15 protein-coding genes and 1 pseudogene are annotated in these 18,853 nt (G+C 29.2%); 7 read left to right on the top strand and 9 right to left on the bottom strand.

All coding sequences use genetic code 11. The annotated features are described in order from the left end of the window. Window positions 1-2 precede the first annotated feature (2 nt). A pseudogene (locus tag ACMFBB_RS16005) lies at window positions 3-717 on the top strand (tRNA1(Val) (adenine(37)-N6)-methyltransferase). Window positions 718-726: 9 nt separating this feature from the next. Here the strand turns inward: ACMFBB_RS16005 and ACMFBB_RS16000 are convergent. Together ACMFBB_RS16000 and ACMFBB_RS15995 are read right to left on the bottom strand one after the other, a co-directional pair. Further along, window positions 727-1,581 carry an alpha/beta fold hydrolase gene (locus ACMFBB_RS16000; RefSeq protein ID WP_435261742.1) on the bottom strand — a complete coding sequence of 285 codons (855 nt, stop codon included), beginning with the start codon at window positions 1,579-1,581 and terminating at the stop codon, window positions 727-729. 356 nt (window positions 1,582-1,937) lie between these two features. Beyond that, a complete protein-coding gene (locus tag ACMFBB_RS15995) occupies window positions 1,938-3,308 on the bottom strand; it encodes a saccharopine dehydrogenase family protein (protein ID WP_435261741.1) in 1,371 nt (456 codons plus the stop codon). 81 nt (window positions 3,309-3,389) lie between these two features. On the opposite strand from ACMFBB_RS15995, the gene ACMFBB_RS15990 reads away from it, so the two are divergent. From ACMFBB_RS15990 to ade, 3 genes are all read left to right on the top strand, one after another. After that, complete coding sequence (locus ACMFBB_RS15990; RefSeq protein ID WP_435261740.1) at window positions 3,390-3,773, top strand: DUF423 domain-containing protein; 384 nt, start codon at window positions 3,390-3,392, stop codon at window positions 3,771-3,773. 84 nt (window positions 3,774-3,857) lie between these two features. After that, window positions 3,858-5,450, top strand: a complete 1,593-nt coding sequence (gene pckA / locus ACMFBB_RS15985) for a phosphoenolpyruvate carboxykinase (ATP) (RefSeq protein WP_435261739.1) — start codon at window positions 3,858-3,860, stop codon at window positions 5,448-5,450. Window positions 5,451-5,544: 94 nt separating this feature from the next. Beyond that, window positions 5,545-7,167 (top strand): adenine deaminase, encoded by a 1,623-nt coding sequence (ade, locus tag ACMFBB_RS15980; RefSeq protein WP_435261738.1) that lies wholly within the window; start codon window positions 5,545-5,547, stop codon window positions 7,165-7,167. A 65-nt stretch (window positions 7,168-7,232) separates the two neighbouring features. Here the strand turns inward: ade and ACMFBB_RS15975 are convergent, their stop codons facing one another. Continuing rightward, on the bottom strand, window positions 7,233-7,361 hold the full coding sequence (locus ACMFBB_RS15975; protein WP_435261737.1) for a hypothetical protein: 129 nt from the start codon (window positions 7,359-7,361) through the stop codon (window positions 7,233-7,235). Window positions 7,362-7,801: 440 nt separating this feature from the next. On the opposite strand from ACMFBB_RS15975, the gene ACMFBB_RS15970 reads away from it, so the two are divergent. Then, window positions 7,802-9,658: a M1 family metallopeptidase gene (locus ACMFBB_RS15970; RefSeq protein ID WP_435261736.1), complete on the top strand. Its 1,857-nt coding sequence runs from the start codon at window positions 7,802-7,804 to the stop codon at window positions 9,656-9,658. Window positions 9,659-10,131: 473 nt separating this feature from the next. Here the strand turns inward: ACMFBB_RS15970 and ACMFBB_RS15965 are convergent, their stop codons facing one another. The 6 genes from ACMFBB_RS15965 to ACMFBB_RS15940 form a co-directional block, all read right to left on the bottom strand. Further along, entirely contained in the window at window positions 10,132-10,527 is a 396-nt protein-coding gene (locus tag ACMFBB_RS15965) for a DUF1842 domain-containing protein (RefSeq protein ID WP_435261735.1), read from the bottom strand. Between the two features lie 372 nt (window positions 10,528-10,899). Next, window positions 10,900-11,646, bottom strand: coding sequence for a LytR/AlgR family response regulator transcription factor (locus ACMFBB_RS15960; protein WP_435261734.1), 747 nt, complete (start codon window positions 11,644-11,646; stop codon window positions 10,900-10,902). After that, window positions 11,639-13,426: an ATP-binding protein gene (locus ACMFBB_RS15955; RefSeq protein ID WP_435261733.1), complete on the bottom strand. Its 1,788-nt coding sequence runs from the start codon at window positions 13,424-13,426 to the stop codon at window positions 11,639-11,641. Before ACMFBB_RS15955 ends, ACMFBB_RS15960 begins: the two co-directional genes overlap by 8 nt. Window positions 13,427-13,503: 77 nt before the next feature. After that, window positions 13,504-13,980: a hypothetical protein gene (locus ACMFBB_RS15950; RefSeq protein WP_435261732.1), complete on the bottom strand. Its 477-nt coding sequence runs from the start codon at window positions 13,978-13,980 to the stop codon at window positions 13,504-13,506. A gap of 282 nt (window positions 13,981-14,262) precedes the next feature. Beyond that, entirely contained in the window at window positions 14,263-14,781 is a 519-nt protein-coding gene (locus ACMFBB_RS15945) for an AidA/PixA family protein (RefSeq protein WP_435261731.1), read from the bottom strand. An 886-nt stretch (window positions 14,782-15,667) separates the two neighbouring features. Beyond that, complete coding sequence (locus ACMFBB_RS15940) at window positions 15,668-16,408, bottom strand: LytR/AlgR family response regulator transcription factor (RefSeq protein ID WP_435261730.1); 741 nt, start codon at window positions 16,406-16,408, stop codon at window positions 15,668-15,670. A 456-nt stretch (window positions 16,409-16,864) separates the two neighbouring features. On the opposite strand from ACMFBB_RS15940, the gene ruvC reads away from it, so the two are divergent. Both ruvC and ACMFBB_RS15930 read left to right on the top strand, forming a co-directional pair. Then, window positions 16,865-17,419 carry a crossover junction endodeoxyribonuclease RuvC gene (gene ruvC / locus ACMFBB_RS15935; RefSeq protein ID WP_435261729.1) on the top strand — a complete coding sequence of 185 codons (555 nt, stop codon included), beginning with the start codon at window positions 16,865-16,867 and terminating at the stop codon, window positions 17,417-17,419. A 63-nt stretch (window positions 17,420-17,482) separates the two neighbouring features. Continuing rightward, on the top strand, window positions 17,483-18,853 hold the full coding sequence (locus tag ACMFBB_RS15930; RefSeq protein ID WP_435261728.1) for a DUF4932 domain-containing protein: 1,371 nt from the start codon (window positions 17,483-17,485) through the stop codon (window positions 18,851-18,853).

Genomic DNA, 18,853 nt, shown 5'->3' with positions numbered 1-18,853 from the left:
AAATGAAACCATTTAAATTTAAAGAATTCGAAATACATCAAGACAAAACAGCTATGAAAATTGGCACTGATGCTGTTTTATTAGGAGCTTGGTGTACTCTAAAAAACTACCCTGATACTATTTTAGATATCGGTTCAGGAACTGGTATTATTGCTTTAATGTTAGCACAAAGAAGTAATGCTTCTACTATAGACGCTGTTGAAATAGAACCAAATGCGTATGAGCAAACAGTAGAAAACTTTGAACAATCAGATTGGGGAGAATCGTTTATTTTGCTATAATACTTCTTTTACTGAATTTGCTAATGAAATGGCTGAAGAAGAATATAATCTTATTGTTTCTAATCCTCCTTTTTATAATGATGAATTCGAAACAGAAGACTTAGCAAGAAACAAAGCACGTTTTACAACATCACTTTCATTTAAAGAATTAATTGAAGGCGTTCGTGATTTACTTTCAAAGGAGGGTTTATTTTCGGTAATAATTCCTTTTAAAGAAGAAGAAGAGTTTATCCAAATAGCAAAATTGAATAACCTTTTCCCTAATAAAATATGTCATGTTAAAGGAAATGAAAACTCTCAGTTTAAAAGAAGTTTATTAGAGTTTTCCTTTATAGAATCCGACATTATACAAGAAGAATTGGTTATTGAAAAAGAAAGGCACCATTATACTGATGCCTATATTAATCTTACCAAAGATTTTTATTTAAAGATGTAACTAAATACCTTAATTTGTTTTATTTGAATAATTAAACTCTTGACTTAAAAAATCATTTACTATTTTATTAAACATTTTTGACTTATTACGTGGAGCTCCATGATTAGTGCCTGGCATTATACATAATTGTGATTTAGGTATGTTACTAAATATCTCTACAGCATGTTTATTTTTAATAATATCTCTATCTCCATTCACAATTAAAACAGAGGCTTTAATTTTTTTTAACTCCAAATGACTAATATTTGGTTGTGTTAGCAACATTCTATCTAATTGTAATTCTGTTTTCCAATCTTTAGAAGTATCACCATTCATAATCATTGTTAATGTTTCCGCATGCATCTCTCTAACCTGCTCTAACGCCCAAGTATTAACAGCTGTACTATCTGGTCGTAGATTAGCCCCCATAGTTACTATTTTATTAACCTTCACCTCATTTGTAATTCCTATTTTTAAGGCTAATATTCCACCATCACTCCAACCAAGAATATTTAGACTATCTAATTTCAAATGTTTTATAAGTTTTATAAAATCTTTTGTCATTTGTGTATAGGTTAAAGAGTCTGTTTTTAACTCAGACTTTCCTTGACCTCTACTATCTGCAACAATTACCCTATATTTATCTTTAAAAAAATCAATTTGATACTCCATTGCTTTTATATCCGCACCACATCCGTGTATTATTAATAGAGGTTCACCTTTACCATATTCTTCATAATAGATATTGGCACCATTTATTTTTACATATTCACCGACTGCAGAATTATTTCCGTAAGGAGTTTTAAATTTATCTTGCGCATTTATAATACTAAACTGAAAAATTAAAAAAGAAAAAATAATTTTATGAAAGGTTGTTTTTTTCATTATTGACTTTTGTTATTTGTTTATGGTATTGTTTTTAATCGATTATATTAATAACCTGCAAAACTAGTAGGAAAATAGTTAACTCCCTAATTCATTTAGGTTAAATTAACTTTACTATCCTGATTTTTATCTTTCTACTAAAATAGAATTTTATATTTTAGAAAAAAAACAATTATCTCTTACCACAAATTTTCATCAAAAAAAGTTACATTTTAAAAGTCATAAAGGGGACAAGTATTGTTGCCCCCTTTATTACATTGTACTGTTTTTTTACATGTTTAAATACTGTATTGAAAGAATTAGTATCTCTTTAACTTTTGATAACCTTTTCTAAGTTAAAAATTTTTCAATAAAGACTACCCCTTAACACTCTCAGGATTATACCCTAAATACGGCACATTCTTCTCTTTAAAAATAATTCCATATTCTTCTAACTCTTTCAAAATAGGTTCATATACCTCTTTATTTATTGGCAATTGAACTCCAGGAGTAGTGATATCTCCATTTAAAATTCGCAAAGCAGCCATAGCAACAGGTAATCCTACAGTTTTAGCCATAGCAGTATAAGTTTGATCATCACCTTTTATAATCATACTACTTTCAATTTGGTGCTTATCTCCATCTTTTTCATATCCAAAAATATGATGCATCACAATCATATCTTTATCTTCTTTTTCTAAAGTCCAAGAATCCATTAATATTTTTTGTAGAATTTGTGCAGGTGTAGCATTTTTTAAGTTTACTTTCTTCTCAGGATTAAAAATATCTAACTCCAAGAACTTATCCCACATAATATCATCTTGATCAATTTTTAAATAAGATCGAAACTTTAACTCAACCGAGTCAGAAGGAGAATACCCCAAAAATAAGTTTGTAAAATCACGATAACTCATATTTTCAGAATCCTCAATAGTGTAAGAATCATCTGTCATACCTAATTGAACAAACACATTCCAAGCTCTAGAAAAACCTACTTTACGTACAGTTCCTCTATACATGGTTTTTATATCCTCTAATCCATAAATACCTCTATACTTTAAAGAATCTCTGTTAGCATAAGCTTCAAACTTTCCACTACCGTTAATTGTTAAAAACTCAGTTCTTCTAAACAATTTATGATAAGGTATATATTTATATGTTCCTTCTTGAATAAACATAGATGCTCCTCCTTGACCAGCTAAAACAACATTTCTTGGATTCCAAGTAAACTTATAATTCCAGAGATTAGTATCACTTTCGGGTGCAACCAAACCACCACAAAACGATTCAAATAGCAGCATTTTACCAGTATCCTCTTTAATTCTATCTATCACCTGCATAGCACTCATGTGATCAATACCTGGATCTAAACCTATTTCATTCATAAAAACTAAGCCTTTAGATTTTACCTCAGCATCTAAGGCTTTCATTTCTTCAGAAATATAAGATGCCGTAACCATATGCTTACCATAAGTAACACAATCTTTAGCTACTTCTACATGAAAACGTGCAGGTAACATTGATATTACAATATCTGCTTTCTTTATGGCTCCTACCCTTTCGTCATCTTTAAATACATCTAACTCAATTGCTGATGCATTTTTATGTCCATTAATTTTAGACAATGCATTTTCTTCTGATACATCTCCAATAGTTATGTGTAAATTCTCTTTTGAAGATTTATCTAACAAATATTTTATAAGCGAAGAACTAGATCTTCCAGCACCAATAATCAATATATTTTTCATCTATATAATGTACTTTTGTTCTTATTAATTTAAGGTAGCAATATCGTTAAAAAAGTTTAATTTTAAACAAAAACTTTGAAAATGTATAAAAATTTAACAATAACTTCCGTTTTGGGAGCATTAGCTGTGGTTCTAGGGGCATTCGGTGCGCACGCATTAAAAAATAAATTAAGCCCAGAAGCTTTAGATAGTTTTGAAACCGCTGTAAAATATCAAATGTTTCATGCACTTTTTTTATTATTCATAAACACAAGTACACAAATAACAACCTCCTATAAAAGTAAAATAAGCCTATTAGTTATTACAGGGATAATTTTATTTTCAGGTTCTATATATAGCATACAGCTATTAAATGTTCCTGCCAAATACATTTGGTTTATAACACCATTAGGTGGTTTACTATTAATTTTGGGGTGGTTTTTAACCTCTTTTTACTTTTTAAAGAAAGTTATTAAGAGTGAATAGTTAATAAAATTTGCTGATGTATCTAGTCTTTTAACAAAAAGAACTATTTTTGTCAGATATAAAACACAACTAAAATATTTTAAGATGACAAATCTTGATGCGAAAACGATTTCGATAGACAACCTAGGTATAAAAGATGCTACGGTGCGTTATCAATTGACTTCAGACGAGTTGCATGATATTACTATCGAAAAAGAACAAGGAGAAAACACTAGTTTTGGTGCATTAGCAGTTAAAACAGGTGAATTTACAGGACGTTCTCCTATGGATCGATTTATCGTTAAAGACGATATCACCAAAGATGAAATTTGGTGGGGAGATATAAACATCCCTTTTGATTCCGAAAAGTTTGATAAATTATATGATAAGGTTACTTCTTATCTTTCAAATAAAGAGGTTTTTGTTAGAGATAGTTATGCTTGTGCTGATGAAGACTATAAATTAAACATTAGAGTAGTAAATGAATATCCTTGGAGTAACATGTTTGCTTACAACATGTTTTTGCGTCCAACAGAAGAAGAGTTAAAAACATTTTCTCCTGAATGGACAGTAGTTAATGCTCCTGGTTTTATGGCTAATCCTGAAGTAGATGGTACACGTCAGCATAATTTTGCTATTTTAAATTTTAGTAAAAAGATAGCTTTAATTGGTGGTACTGGATATACTGGTGAAATAAAGAAAGGTATTTTTTCTGCTTTAAATTTCATTTTACCTGTTGATAAAAACACATTACCAATGCACTGTTCTGCAAACATTGGAAAAGATGGTGATACTGCAATCTTTTTTGGTTTGTCTGGTACTGGTAAAACTACTTTATCTACCGACCCAAACCGAAGTTTAATTGGTGATGATGAACATGGTTGGACATCTGAGAACACTGTATTTAATTTTGAAGGTGGTTGTTATGCTAAAGTAATTGACTTATCTCAAGAAAAAGAACCTGAAATTTATGGAGCTATAAAACGTGGTGCTATTCTAGAAAATATTGTAATGGATCAAAAAGGAAATGTTGATTTCCATAATACATCAATTACGCAAAATACTCGTGTAAGTTACCCAATTTATCATATTGAAAACATTCAAAAACCATCAATAGGTAAAAACCCAAAAAATATTTTCTTTTTAACGGCTGATGCTTTTGGTGTATTGCCTCCGATATCTAAATTAACTCCTGGTCAAGCTGCTTACCATTTTATATCTGGTTATACAGCCAAAGTAGCAGGTACTGAAGCTGGTATTAACGAACCTTTACCAAGTTTTTCTGCTTGTTTTGGTGCTCCATTCATGCCTTTACACCCAACACGTTATGCCGAAATGCTAAGCAAAAAAATGCAAGAAGCTGGTGTAAATGTTTGGTTAATTAATACAGGATGGACTGGTGGTTCTTATGGTACTGGAAATAGAATGAAATTAAAGCACACACGTGCTATGATTACTGAAGCTTTAGAAGGTAATTTAGAAAATGTTGAATTTGTTCAACACCCTATTTTCGGATTATCAATGCCAACTACTTGTGAAAATGTACCTAATGAAGTTTTAAATCCTAAACAAACATGGGCAGATAAAGACGCTTATGATGCTAAAGCTATGGAATTAGCTTCATCGTTTAGAAAGAATTTTGCTCAATTTGAAGAAATGGCAAGTGAAGATATTATAAAAGGTGGGCCAATAGCCTAGTTTAAAAAATACAAAAATTAAGAAAGCATCCTACATAGGATGCTTTTTTTATGTGTAAATACTACTTATTTTAGCATTTGTAAAACAACATAGAATGAAAGTACAAGGAAATATAGTTGATATTATTAATAAAAGAATTTATAAAGGTGAGGTTGAATGTAAAAACGGAAAAATAATTACTATAAGAGAGGTAAATCATTCTATTGAAAACTATATCATACCAGGTTTTGTAGACGCCCATATCCATATTGAAAGCTCTATGCTAGTTCCTTCTGAGTTTGCTAAAATAACTGTAACTCATGGAACTGTTGCTACAGTATCTGACCCACATGAGATAGCTAATGTTTTAGGGGTTAAAGGAGTGGATTTTATGATTGAAAACGGGAAAAAAGTTCCTTTAAAATTTAATTTCGGTGCTCCTTCTTGTGTTCCTGCTACTTCTTTTGAAAGTGCTGGAGCAATTATTAATTCAGATGATATAAAAAAAATGATGGAAAATCCCGACATCAAATATCTAGCTGAAATGATGAACTATCCTGGAGTTATATATAATGATGATGAAGTTTTAAAAAAAATAGCTTGGGCTAAACACTACGATAAACCTGTAGACGGTCATGCGCCAGGCTTAAGAGGTGACGATTTAACTAAGTATATCTCTGCAGGAATTTACACAGACCACGAATGTTTTACTTATGAAGAAGCTTTAGAGAAACTTCAAAAAGGAATGAAAATTATTATTAGAGAAGGAAGTGCTGCTAAAAACTTTGATGCTTTAATTGATTTACTGCCTAAACATTACGAGAATATGATGTTTTGTTCTGATGACAAACATCCTGATGACTTATTGGTTGGTCACATTAATCAACTATGCGAAAGAGCTGTTAAACAAGGTATTGACGTTTTTAAAGTACTACAAGTTGCTTGCGTAAATCCTGTAAAACATTATAATTTAGATGTGGGGTTATTGAGAGAAGGAGATGATGCCGATTTTATAGTTGTTAACAATTTAAAAGAATTTAATGTTTTACAAAATTATATTAATGGAGAGTTAGTTGCTGAAAACGGAAAAGCTCTTATTAAATCTGTAGAGTTTGAAGTTTTAAATAATTTTAATACTGATAAAAAAAGCATATCTGATTTTGAGTTTCATTCTTCTTCAGATAAAATAAAAGCTATTGAAGCCTTAGACGGAGAGCTCATAACCAACGAAATTGAAGTAAGTTCCTTAATAAAAGAAGGAAATTTGATTTCTAACTTAAGCAATGATGTGTTAAAAATGACGGTGGTTAATCGTTATCAAAACTCAGAGCCAGCCATTGCTTTTATTAAAAATTTCGGTTTAAAAGAAGGTGCTATTGCAAGTTCTGTTGGCCATGATTCACATAACATTATAGCTGTTGGTGTTTCAGATGAAGCCATTTGTGAAGCTGTAAATCTTTTAATTGAAAACAAAGGTGGTATTTGTGCAGTTTCTAATACTATTAAAAAGGTAGTACCCTTACCTGTTGCTGGAATTATGAGTGACAAACCTGCCAATGAAATTGGAAAAGCATATGCTGAATTAGATTCCTTAGCCAAGCAATTAGGCAGTAAACTTCGTGCTCCTTATATGACTTTATCATTTATGGCCTTGTTAGTCATTCCTTCTTTAAAGTTATCTGATAAAGGATTATTTGATGGAAATTCATTTAAATTCACTTCTCTTGAAGTAAAATAAAAAATAATAAAATTCATCTCAAAATAAAAGCTTGTTTAATTGTTTGTTAAACAAGCTTTCTATTTTTAACAATCTAGAAGAATTTCTTTTCCATCATAAATTTCACCACATAACATCTCAATATCAACACCATATCTTACATTTTTATTCATAGGAACAACTTTTAAAATTATCTGTGTCTTATATATTCCCAAAGCCCAAATAATTTCAACAGGAATGGAATTTTATTAGCTCTAAAACCTTAGCTCCAATTGTAATTCCCGCAAATTTAGTAGTAACTTACTTATAGGTTAAATCTAACTTATAAGTAAGTAATAATGGTCCAAATTCTCTTGAGCCACCATGTTAACTTGATAATTGTTCTTTATTTACTGGATAATTTGTAGTTTGCTCTGACATAATAATTAGTTGTAAAAATGTTTATTACTTAATTTATTTCTAAAATTACCCTAGCTATTTAATACTTTAGAAAAAGAGGAATAAAAACATAGAACTAATTTTATGAAGTTTTTAATATTATTAAATTACCAACCATACTTATATAAAAACAACCTACACTACCTTATTAAATTATAAATACAATAAACTGTATACTTTAAAATATAATAATACTTTAGTGCCATAAAACTACATTATGAAAAAAATAAATCTTTTAAGTTTTTTAATCTTAATTTGCTTAACAAACTGTTCTGACTTAAAAAAAGAAGAAAAAACTGTAAAAAAATATGCAGAAGAGCCGCACTCTTTTTCAAAACCTAACCAAGCGGTTATTACACATTTAAACCTTGATATAAATGTTAATTTCGATTCAAAACAAATTGAAGGAACTGCAATGTATAAAATAACTAATAATGGGGCTTCTGAAATTATTTTAGATACTAAATTTTTAGAAATTAAAAGCGTGTTAGCTGATGACAAAAACGTAAATTTTTCTTTTGGAAATTTTAATAAACAACTAGGGAAAGCTTTAAAAATTCCTATTACTTCAAATACCAAAACAATAACGGTAAACTACAATACTACAAATAAGACAGAAGCCCTACAATGGTTAAACCCACAACAAACAGCAGACAAGACAGATCCGTTTTTATTTACTCAAGGGCAAGCTATTTTAACTCGAACATGGATACCAATACAAGATAGTCCACAAATTAGAGTTACCTATAACGCAACTGTAAAAGTACCTTCATCATTGATGGCTGTAATGAGTGCTGAGAACCCTAAAATGAAAAATAAGGATGGTATTTATAAATTTAAAATGAAACAGGCTATTTCACCATACCTAATAGCACTTTCTGTTGGTAATATAGCATATAAAGCAGTTAGTGACAGAACTGGTATTTATGCTGAGAAATCAGTATTAGATAAAGCCCATGAAGAATTTTCAGACATGGAAAAAATGGTTGCTGCTGCAGAAAATTTATATGGTGATTATGACTGGGAACAATTTGATGTTATTGTTTTACCTCCAAGTTTTCCTTTTGGAGGAATGGAAAATCCTCGTTTAACATTTGCAACTCCAACTGTTATTGCTGGAGATAAAAGTTTAACCTCGTTAATAGCTCATGAATTAGCACATTCATGGTCAGGAAATTTAGTTACCAATGCTACTTGGGATGATTTTTGGTTAAATGAAGGTTTTACTGTTTATTTTGAGCTTCGTATCATGGAAGCTTTGTATGGAAAAGACAGAGCCAATATGCTAGCACTTATAGCTAAACAAGATTTAGAGGAGGAAATAGAAGGCTTTAAAGAGACTCCTGACGACACGAAATTAAAATTAAACTTAAAAGGTCGTAATCCTGATGACGGGATGAACAGTATAGCCTATGATAAAGGGTATTTATTTTTAAGAACTTTAGAAGAAACTGTTGGTAGAGATAAGTTTGACGTCTTCTTAAAGGATTACTTTAAAACTCATGCTTTCTCTACTATGACTACTGAAAAGTTCATTACTTATTTGAATACAAATCTTCTAGAAAAAAATAAAATTAAGTTTAATACTGAAGAATGGATTTATAAACCTGGAGTTCCAAAAAACCAATCAATAATCACTTCTGATAAGTTTAGCAATGTAGAAAAAGTATTATCTGAGTTTATTAAGAAAAATAGCATTGAGGCTACTGTTACTAAAGATTGGACAACACAAGAGTGGGTTCACTTCATACGTAATTTTCCTTCAGAAATTACTGTAAAACAATTAACAATACTTGATACTATTTTTAATTTAACAAACTCAACAAACTCATACATTGCTATGGTTTGGTTTGAAAAAGCCATAACACATAATTATAGAGGTAATAATGTAGACGCTACTATTGAAGCTTTCCTAACTAATGTTGGTAGACGTTGGTATGTATCTACTATTTTTAAAGCCTATAAAAATAGTAATAAAGTTGATGAGGCATTAGCTATTTATAAGAAATCTCGTGCTAACTACCATTCTGTAACAGCAAACACTATTGATGAGATGTTAGGATACAAAAAATAATATTTTAGTATAGTAATAGCGTAAAAACCCTCAGAGTTTAATTTTAAAATCTGAGGGTTTTCACTTAAATAATATGTATTAACTTACTTTTTTCCAGTTCATCGAATCCTCTTAAAAAAATTCATTACAAAATGTACCATAGCATAAGAAAAAATATCTCTTATTATATTACTTCCACACTCCAATTACAATCGTATTTAGAACTCAATAAATTGATTCTGTTAGCAATTATCTTCTTATTCCCTATAAAAACAAATACATTAATTCGTCTTGATCACATGCTAAAATATAGTAATATCCTTCTTAGTCTTTAAATATTTTTATTTCCAAAGAAAGCCCCCCTTTTATAATGAACTATTACATGCTCTTAAGTTTTTACCAATTAATATATTCGTTTATAATATATCTAGGTTATTATAACTTACATCTAATAATTTAAATGCTTTTATTCAAACTTAACTTTCGTTTAAGGTTTATAAATTAAAAGTGTCTGCTGTTACAGGTACTTTTTCTTCATGATGCCCTTGAAATGAGAAACCTCCAATACCACTCCAATCAGCTTTTAGTGCCATATTTGCTTCAAAAGGGAATTGAAGTGGAGTTAATTTATTATCAGAAGGAATACTTCCGTTTAAACTTAACACGCGAACAATATCATTATACCCCGTTGAATAAACAGTTCCAGTTACCTTTCCTGTATATGTTTTTTTATCAGTTCCTACATTAATTGTAACTGTTCCACTAACTGTATGATTTTCTGGATGTACTAATAAAGAAAAATTAACGATTGTTGCTAAAGGATTAGGAACAAAGCCCATTGTACCTTTAAAGTATACTGTTTCTATTGCTGTGTTTACTTGTGTTGACATAATTTCTATTTTTTAGGTTAATAATTAAATTCGAAAAATTGTAGCTAACTAAAATCTCTTATTCAAAATTACTTTAGAAGTTTCTTAGAAACGGAAAAAATGGAACTAAGCAAGAATTCTTTTCCATAAAAGAAGTAAAATATGTAACGGAGTATTAATTGTTATAAGGCTTTACACTTTATAGTTTGAAATGAACACAACCAAACCCCTATAAATAACTAATTAACAAGATTATATATTTCTTATTTCATACTTCAATCGCAAGGAGGTATTTATACTTCATAAAGTTTTGAGTACTAAAATGTATTGTTAGAAACAATTAAAATGTTAAGAGAAAACAAATTAACACCAACAGTAAGGTTATAGCTGGCACTATTTCAACGTACGAACTTTTTTTATAATATCTTTATAACGCTCACTTAAAGTAACATGGTGATCGCCTTCTAATAAAATAAGGTTATCAGAAGGTACAATTTCTAGTATTTTCTCCATGTTTACAATGAAGTTTCTATGTGTTCTGCAAAAAATAGACGAATCTAATAACTTTAAAATTTTAGTTAATGAAATTAGAATGACAAACCTTTCTTTTTTAGTAATGATATTACAATACTTCTCTTCAACTTCAATATAAATAATATCAGAAAGCAACACCTTTTTTAACGACTTTCCTTTTTTAATAAATAAATAGTCGCTACTTATAACAGTATCTTCTTCTTCGTCTAAAAAAACATCATTTTGATCATAAAATTTTTCTACTGCCATTTCAATCGCATATAAAACCTCTAACTCATTAAAAGGTTTCATTAAATAACTAAATGGTTGGGTTAATTTCGCTCGTTCAAAAATTTGACGATCGGTAGAACTAGTTAAAAAAACAAATGGCTTTGTTGCTTCAGGAACAATACTAATGGTTTCTGCAAAAGAAATGCCGTCAGCTACTCCATCTAAAAAAATATCTATGATAACAATATCAACTTTTACCTGGTAAAATTTAGTTAATGCTTCTTTAAAGTTTCTAGCAACTCCAGTAACTTTATAATTATTAGCTTCTAGCACTTTAATTAAACGATCACTTTCTGCTGGAGTATCTTCTATAATAAATACATTAACATTATCCATTATCTTGTTTTTTAGGTAAAGATACAATCATTTTTGTACCTACACCTAATTCACTTTCTATAGAAAATTTTCCATTATTTTTTTTAATCATTGTTTTACATAATTGCAATCCTAATCCTGTGCCTATAGCATCTTCATGTTCTTTTTTAGATAGTAGTAACGTATCTTCTAACAGCTTTAAACGAGTTTCATTTGTCATTCCCATTCCCGTATCTTCTATAATTAAATCGCAAAAACCTTCTTCTACACTTCTTGAATATACTTTAATCTCTCCATCTTTATTAGAAAACTTTATAGCATTATCTAACAAATTTCTAATGATTAACTTTAATGATTCTTGATCAGCTAAAACAAAATCTTTTTTAGACACCTTATTTTCAAAATGAATATTTTTTTCAAGCATTAAAGGTTTGTAATTATACGCCATTTGTTCAACCATGAAAAACAGTCGAGTAGATGTTATTTCGAAATAAACCTGTTTCGTTTGCGATAACGCCCAATGCAATAGATTATCTAACAACCCATACGCTCCATTAACAATAGCACTATTTTTTTTTAATAAATTACCCAGTGCATCAATATTTTTAGAAGCCAAATTATCTAACAAAACAACATTACTGCTCTTTAAAGCATGTACAGAAGAACGTAAATCGTGACTTACGATTGAAAACAACTTGTCTTTTGTAGCATTTAAAGCATCTAAATCTTCTTTTTGCTGAGTTATGATTCTATTGTTTTTCAACTTCTCACGATAAAAATAAAGACTTCCCCCAAAAAGAATTAATAAACCAACTGCTGAAAATAAAAAAATATTTCTTTGGGTTTCTTGTAGTTCATTTTTCACTTGTAAAAGATCTACTTCTTTTTGTTTTTGTTGAACGGCAATTTCTTTTTCAAGTTTAGCGAATGCGTAAATTTTACTTTGATTATTTAAAGAATCTTTCCATTGCTGTGCTTCTTTTCTGTATTTCAAGGCCTTTTCGAAATCTTTTCGATTTTCTTCAACTACGGACATATTTTTAGCAGCAATTCTTTTTTTATTAAACACTTTACGTTGTAAATCATTTAATTCTGAATCCGATATATTAGATTTAAAGACTCTTATCTTTTTAGATAATCTATACGCTTTCTCAAAATATGTAATAGCCAAATTATCTTTATATTGTTCATAATATAATGTAGCAAGATCACCATAAGAACCTATTATCTCTAATGTATCTCTTTCTTTTTCTAGTATTATCGTTTTTTCTAGTAGATACGACTCAGCCTTATCAAATTCTTTAAGATGTAAATAACAGATACTTAAATTATACAATACATTACTCTTGACAATACCTAAAAGCTCATTAAAACCATCTTTTTCTACTTCCTTAAAATATAATATAGCCTTATTAAACTCTTTTTTTTCTAGAGCAATAGTACCCAAAAGTATTTGAGCATTTTGATAAAATTCAAATTTCTTAGAAATATTAAAAAACTCTTTTCTAGCTTCTTTAAATATTCTTTTTTTATAAAAACTATACCCTCTTAAAAAGTAGCAATATTCATTTAATTCGAAGTCATTTTGAGTAGTCAATAATTTTGAAGAATACACTAGAACTGAATCAAACTTACTTTCTAAGAAATAAGTCTGAACTTTACTAAATATTTTATTTTTATTAAATTTTTCCGTTTTATTTTTTATCTGAGTAAAAAAAATATTTTGTTTTTTATTATCTTGAGAAGTTAATAATTGACTAAACAAAACGAAAAAAATTAAAAGCCTAAATTTAACAATCATTTACTAAATTTTCAGCAATTTAGTAAAAATTAAAAACAAATAAAGAGAATAGTAATTCCCTTTATTTGTTAATAGTATTAGCCTCCCATTGGATCTTTCACTGTAGTCTCAGTCCCCCTAGACCCTTCCGGATCTGCATCCCAATTAATTACTTTAATACTATTGAAGTTATTATTCAAATGACTTACCTGTGATGGTTTAAACTGAATATTTACTACAAAAGGATAAAAGTTTTTAGAAGGAATAAAAGACCCTCCATTAGATATATAGAGAGATATCTTATTAACATCTGTCACTAACCCATTTACTTGAAAATTAATAGGAGTACCAAAATCAATATCATTACCATTTTTAGGCATATTTTTTTCAGAAATTAAAACAATACATGAAAGGACAATCTCTCTTGAGTCTCCTGATGATGACGGACTCACGCTTACTGAGGGTGCTAAAGGTCGAGTAGAAAGTATTGACAATGTTATTTTTTGTCCAGCAGAACTGAAAGCTGGAACTATTCCGAATTCAGTTCCTGGTATAAAAAGGTTAGATGTTGACATAATAATTAGTTTTAAATTAATTTTGTTTTCTTAGTTTAAAGAAACAATAAAACAACAAACTAAAAAGAAGAATTAGTGTAAGAGCTTATTTTTTGGGTATAAGATGAAAGATTATTGGAACGGGTTCATAATACTATTATATCTTTTCAATAAGTAGATTGCTTCAGTCGTTTTCTCACCATCGCAATGATATTTTTTAAAACGATACCTCATAAGCTAAACAAAAACGTGAATAAAATGTTTAAACACTTTATTCACGTTCTATAAAATTAATTTGTTTGCTTAGTTAGCAACATTGATAAATGGATCCCATAAGTAAAATCCTAAATCTGCTCCATGCTCATCTAATAATTGAAAAGTAATATAATATTGTACATTTCCTTTTTTAGTTAACATTCCTGCAAAACAATAGTTTTGAAATTCTACTGGGTTAGGAGCAACACTTGCACTACCTACATATAAATCAATGTCAATATCTAAAGAAATTGGATCTATAATACCACTAGCAGAACTAGAGTTCCAATCCATTAAAATAACATTATTTCCTGTTCCTCCCCCTGGACAAGTAATCATCCAACGAACAGTATCTCCAACATTAGCAGCTATTGTTAACTCTGATTTTGCTTGGTCATTTACTACGTAATCATTAGCGGTTATCATATAAATATAAGCATCAGATGTACCATATGATCCTAGAGATGTTGGATTTGTTTTTGTTCCTTTTTTTAATTTTCCTGACGCTACTGCTTCTTGTAAAGACACTGCGTCAACTACTGTTAAAATATCGATTGTATTAGACATAGTTATTAGTTTTAAAATTCCTACTCATAAGGCTTTTCGGATATCGCCTCGTTTTTTATAGTGGGTACTGCTCCACAAGTTTGATTTTCAATAGAAATAATAACTAGCTAGTATTTTGTTTCTTGAAGTAAAATTAGGAAACAAACCAAAACAAAATAATTAAAACCCCATAAAACAGGTGTTTTCGGTTATAAGAAAAGGAAAAGTGAGAATATAGCTTTTAAATCGACAGATTACTTCATTGTACCTCATCGCAATGACGTGTATAATCGTCATTACGAACGTAGCTTAGCGAAGGGAAGTAATCTTCTAATAGAATTACAGATTACTTCGTCGTACCTCCTCGCAATGACATATAAAACTGTCATTACGGACGTAGCCTAGCGAAGGGAAGTAATCTCACTAATCGAATAGCAGATGCTTTGTTATACCTCATCGCAATGGCATATATAATCGTCATTACGAACGAAGCCTAGCGAAGGGAAGTAATCTCACTAATCGAATAGCAGATTGCTTTATCGTACCTCATCGAAATGAGGTATATAACTGTCATTACGGACGTAGCCTAGCGAAGGGAAGTAATCTCACTAATCGAATAGCAGATTGCTTCATCGTACCTCATCGCAATGAGGTATATAACTGTCATTAAGAACATGGGCTAGGCGAAATGAAATAATACTCTAATAGAATAGCAGATGCTTTGTTATACCTCATCGCAATGGCATATATAATCGTCATTACGAACGAAGCCTAGCGGAGGGAAGTAATCTTCTTAATAGAATAGCAGATTGCTTCGTCGTACCTCCTCGCAATGACGCTATTATTTTTCATAAAACACTAAAAATAAGCACCTATAGATAGGTTATAATAATAACTAATCGTTATTTTAATGTACGTACTTTTTTATAACTCCTCTATACTTTTCACTAAGAGGTACTTTATAATTTTTATCTAGTACAATAAGGTTATCAACAGGAATAATCTCTTCAATTTTTTCAATATTAACGATAAAGTTTCTATGGGTTCTACAAAATAATGAATTATTTAGAAGCTTTAAAATATTTTTCAATGACATAGGTAGGATAAACTTTTCTTTTGCTGTGATAATAGCACAACATTTCTCTTCAATTTCAATAAAAATAACATCAATGAAATATACTTTTTTTAAACTCTTTCCTTTTTTTAAGAAAAGACAACACTCATTTATAATAACCTCTTCATTCTCATTCAAAAAAGTATTGTCTTCTGTATAAAACATTGAAACAGCCATTTCAATAGCATACAAAACCTCTAACTCGTTAAAGGGCTTCATTAAATAACTATAAGGTCTTGTTAATTTTGCTCTTAAAAAAAGTTGTCGGTCTAACAAGTTTGTTAAAAACACAAAAGGTTTTGCTGTTTCAGGATTGGCTTGGATCATTTCTGCAAACGCAATTCCATCAGGACTACCATTCAAAAAAACATCAATAATAACAATATCTACTTTAACTTTATGAAATAGAATTAAAGCTTCTCTAAAGCTTCTAGCTACAACAGATATAGAATAACTATTGGCTTCAAGAAACTTTACTAATCGATTGCTTTCTTCGGGGGTATCCTCAATAATAAATACATTAACATTATTCATTGAGTATCTTAGTTTTAGATAAAATTTACTTTCACAAAAAGACCGAATTTTTAACCAAATCCATAAAAAAAGGTTACAAAGCATTAAAAATCAAGTATAAAACAAGTCGAGAACGGAATAGAAAAAGTAATTACCGAAAAAATTCCCTTAAAAACTTCACTTCACTAACATATATCCAAATTAAAACAATTCTAAACCTCCATGTTACCTGCTATACTCTTTCATTTTGAATACAATCAAAATCTCCATGGTTTTGATTAAAATTTAACAAGAAACTCAGCAAAATTGAATGAAAACACTATACCTTACATCACTTTTAATGTCATTTTTCTTAATGAAAACTTAGAAGAGCTTTCAAAAAAAGAAAGTTAATACAGGATTTTAAGTTCTAGTGTCAAATACTCATTAAAGGATATATTTTGATTAGTTTTGTCTTTGTACAAAGTACGAGGAAATTTGAAAACAGAAAAAATCATATTAGGTATTGATCCTGGGACCTCAATTATGGGGTTTGGAATTATTAAAATTATTGGAAAAAAAATGGAATTTGTTCAGATGAACGAATTACTTTTAAAAAAATATGATGATCACTATTTGAAGTTAAAACTCATTTTTGAACGTACTATAGAGCTAATAGATACCTACAAGCCTGATGAAATTGCACTAGAAGCTCCTTTTTTTGGTAAAAACGTACAATCGATGTTAAAACTAGGTCGTGCTCAAGGAGTAGCTATGGCAGCAGGTTTATCAAGAGAAATACCAGTTACAGAGTATGCACCAAAAAAAATTAAAATGGCTATAACTGGTAAAGGAACTTCTAGTAAAGAACAAGTTGCTTCCATGCTTAAATCATTACTTAATTTAAAAGAGTTACCTAAAAACTTAGATGCAACTGATGGTTTAGCAGCTGCAGTTTGCCATTATTATAACTCTGGAAAACAAATTGGAGGGAAAAATTATACTGGATGGGCAGCATTTGTAAAACAAAATCCAAAAAAATTACGTGATTAAATACAACCCTTTTATATATTTGGTAGTCTAACTTTATATACAAACTAAAAATTTATAATTGTGATGAAAAAAAGCTTATTATTTTTATTGGTATTATTTGTTGTGTCGTGTAAAAAAGAAAAAAAAGAGAATAAATATTATCTTAAAACAACTAAAAAAAAGATAGAAGCATCCTTTAATGGTCAAAAGTTTCCGTTTGAAATAGTTACAGAAGATCTTTATTTCCCTTACACCGGAAAAACGAATAAAATAGGTTTTGCATCAGCAAAAGACAGTGTTTTTTTTAATCTGAAACCTAATGATAGTATCCCTTTAACTTTTGTTTTAAATGAAAAAGATAGTACCTCCGTTTTGGTAATAGGAAGAACAAATGCAGTAAACTTCTCTGAAGAATACATCCAAAAAAACAGAGGAAAATACAAAGTGTATTCTACAAAAGTTCACGAATTAGTTAATATAGCCATAGCATTAACTAAAATAGGAGAAAAGGATGATAATTTAATTCCTAAAAATTCTGATTATTATAAGAGAGTAATTGAATATTTTAAACCGTATAAAAATCATGCTTTAATAAATACGTTAAACAATCATTTAATAGCTGTTAATGATAATGCTACCTATAATTATTATTATAATATTAAAATGAATGCAAATATGTATTCTTTTGAAAGAAATAAAATAGTAAATAAAACTCCTTTCAACAGAATGGGATTTGGTGAAGAAGATGAGCTCAAAAAAATAATACATTTATTAGAAGATTTTTCGAAAGATTCTAAGTTTTCAGAATTTTACAATGATAATAGAGATTATTATAAATCATTAATTGACACTTATTATAAGCTTGTACCAGTTGATAAAATGTGGAAATGGATAGAAAACAAATTTCCTGTAAAATATGATTCGTATAAAATATATTTTTCATCCTTAGTTGGAGGTGCACATAGTACTCAAAAATATGAAAATAATGGTTTTTCAGAAACGTTAATGTTTCTTAATGGTCCTTCCTTACCAGAAGAATATTCTGAAAAAGAGAAAGAGGCAATATTATCAAGAATAGTATTTACAGAAATAGATCATAATTATGTAGATATTATCACAGGAAGATTCCCAGAATTGAGACTATTATTAAAACCTATAAACTGCTGGTATTCTGGGGATTTTATGGGATATAAAAAAAGTTATAAAACATTTAATGAATACATGACATGGTCAGTTTTCACATTGTATTTATATGATAACTTTGATAAGGAAATTTTTAAAAAAAGAAATAAAGAGATAGAGAAGTTTATGACCTCTAAAAACAGAGGGTTTATTAAATATAAAGAATTCAATCAATTCGTCTTAAACTGGTACAAGAATAACCCTAATGTATCTTTTGAAAAATTATATCCAGAAGTAATAAACTGGATAAAGAAACAAAACTGTAAAAAATAA

It is taken from the genome of Tenacibaculum sp. nBUS_03, assembly GCF_051201695.1.
Classification (GTDB): Bacteria; Bacteroidota; Bacteroidia; order Flavobacteriales; family Flavobacteriaceae; genus Polaribacter.
The sequence above is the reverse complement of the archived record's forward strand: the minus strand, read 5'-3'. Positions and strand labels throughout refer to the sequence as shown.

Excerpts from the sequence above, each read along its gene's own strand:
- ACMFBB_RS15950 (WP_435261732.1), bottom strand. The coding sequence starts at position 13,980 with ATGTCAACATCTAACCTTTTTATACCAGGAACTGAATTCGGAATAGTT.
- ACMFBB_RS15940 (WP_435261730.1), bottom strand. The coding sequence starts at position 16,408 with ATGAATAATGTTAATGTATTTATTATTGAGGATACCCCCGAAGAAAGC.
- ACMFBB_RS15995 (WP_435261741.1), bottom strand. The coding sequence starts at position 3,308 with ATGAAAAATATATTGATTATTGGTGCTGGAAGATCTAGTTCTTCGCTT.
- ACMFBB_RS15990 (WP_435261740.1), top strand. The coding sequence starts at position 3,390 with ATGTATAAAAATTTAACAATAACTTCCGTTTTGGGAGCATTAGCTGTG.
- ACMFBB_RS16000 (WP_435261742.1), bottom strand. The coding sequence starts at position 1,581 with ATGAAAAAAACAACCTTTCATAAAATTATTTTTTCTTTTTTAATTTTT.
- pckA (WP_435261739.1), top strand. The coding sequence starts at position 3,858 with ATGACAAATCTTGATGCGAAAACGATTTCGATAGACAACCTAGGTATA.
- ACMFBB_RS15955 (WP_435261733.1), bottom strand. The coding sequence starts at position 13,426 with ATGATTGTTAAATTTAGGCTTTTAATTTTTTTCGTTTTGTTTAGTCAA.
- ade (WP_435261738.1), top strand. The coding sequence starts at position 5,545 with ATGAAAGTACAAGGAAATATAGTTGATATTATTAATAAAAGAATTTAT.
- ACMFBB_RS15970 (WP_435261736.1), top strand. The coding sequence starts at position 7,802 with ATGAAAAAAATAAATCTTTTAAGTTTTTTAATCTTAATTTGCTTAACA.
- ACMFBB_RS15960 (WP_435261734.1), bottom strand. The coding sequence starts at position 11,646 with ATGGATAATGTTAATGTATTTATTATAGAAGATACTCCAGCAGAAAGT.
- ACMFBB_RS15945 (WP_435261731.1), bottom strand. The coding sequence starts at position 14,781 with ATGTCTAATACAATCGATATTTTAACAGTAGTTGACGCAGTGTCTTTA.
- ACMFBB_RS15965 (WP_435261735.1), bottom strand. The coding sequence starts at position 10,527 with ATGTCAACACAAGTAAACACAGCAATAGAAACAGTATACTTTAAAGGT.
- ACMFBB_RS15930 (WP_435261728.1), top strand. The coding sequence starts at position 17,483 with ATGAAAAAAAGCTTATTATTTTTATTGGTATTATTTGTTGTGTCGTGT.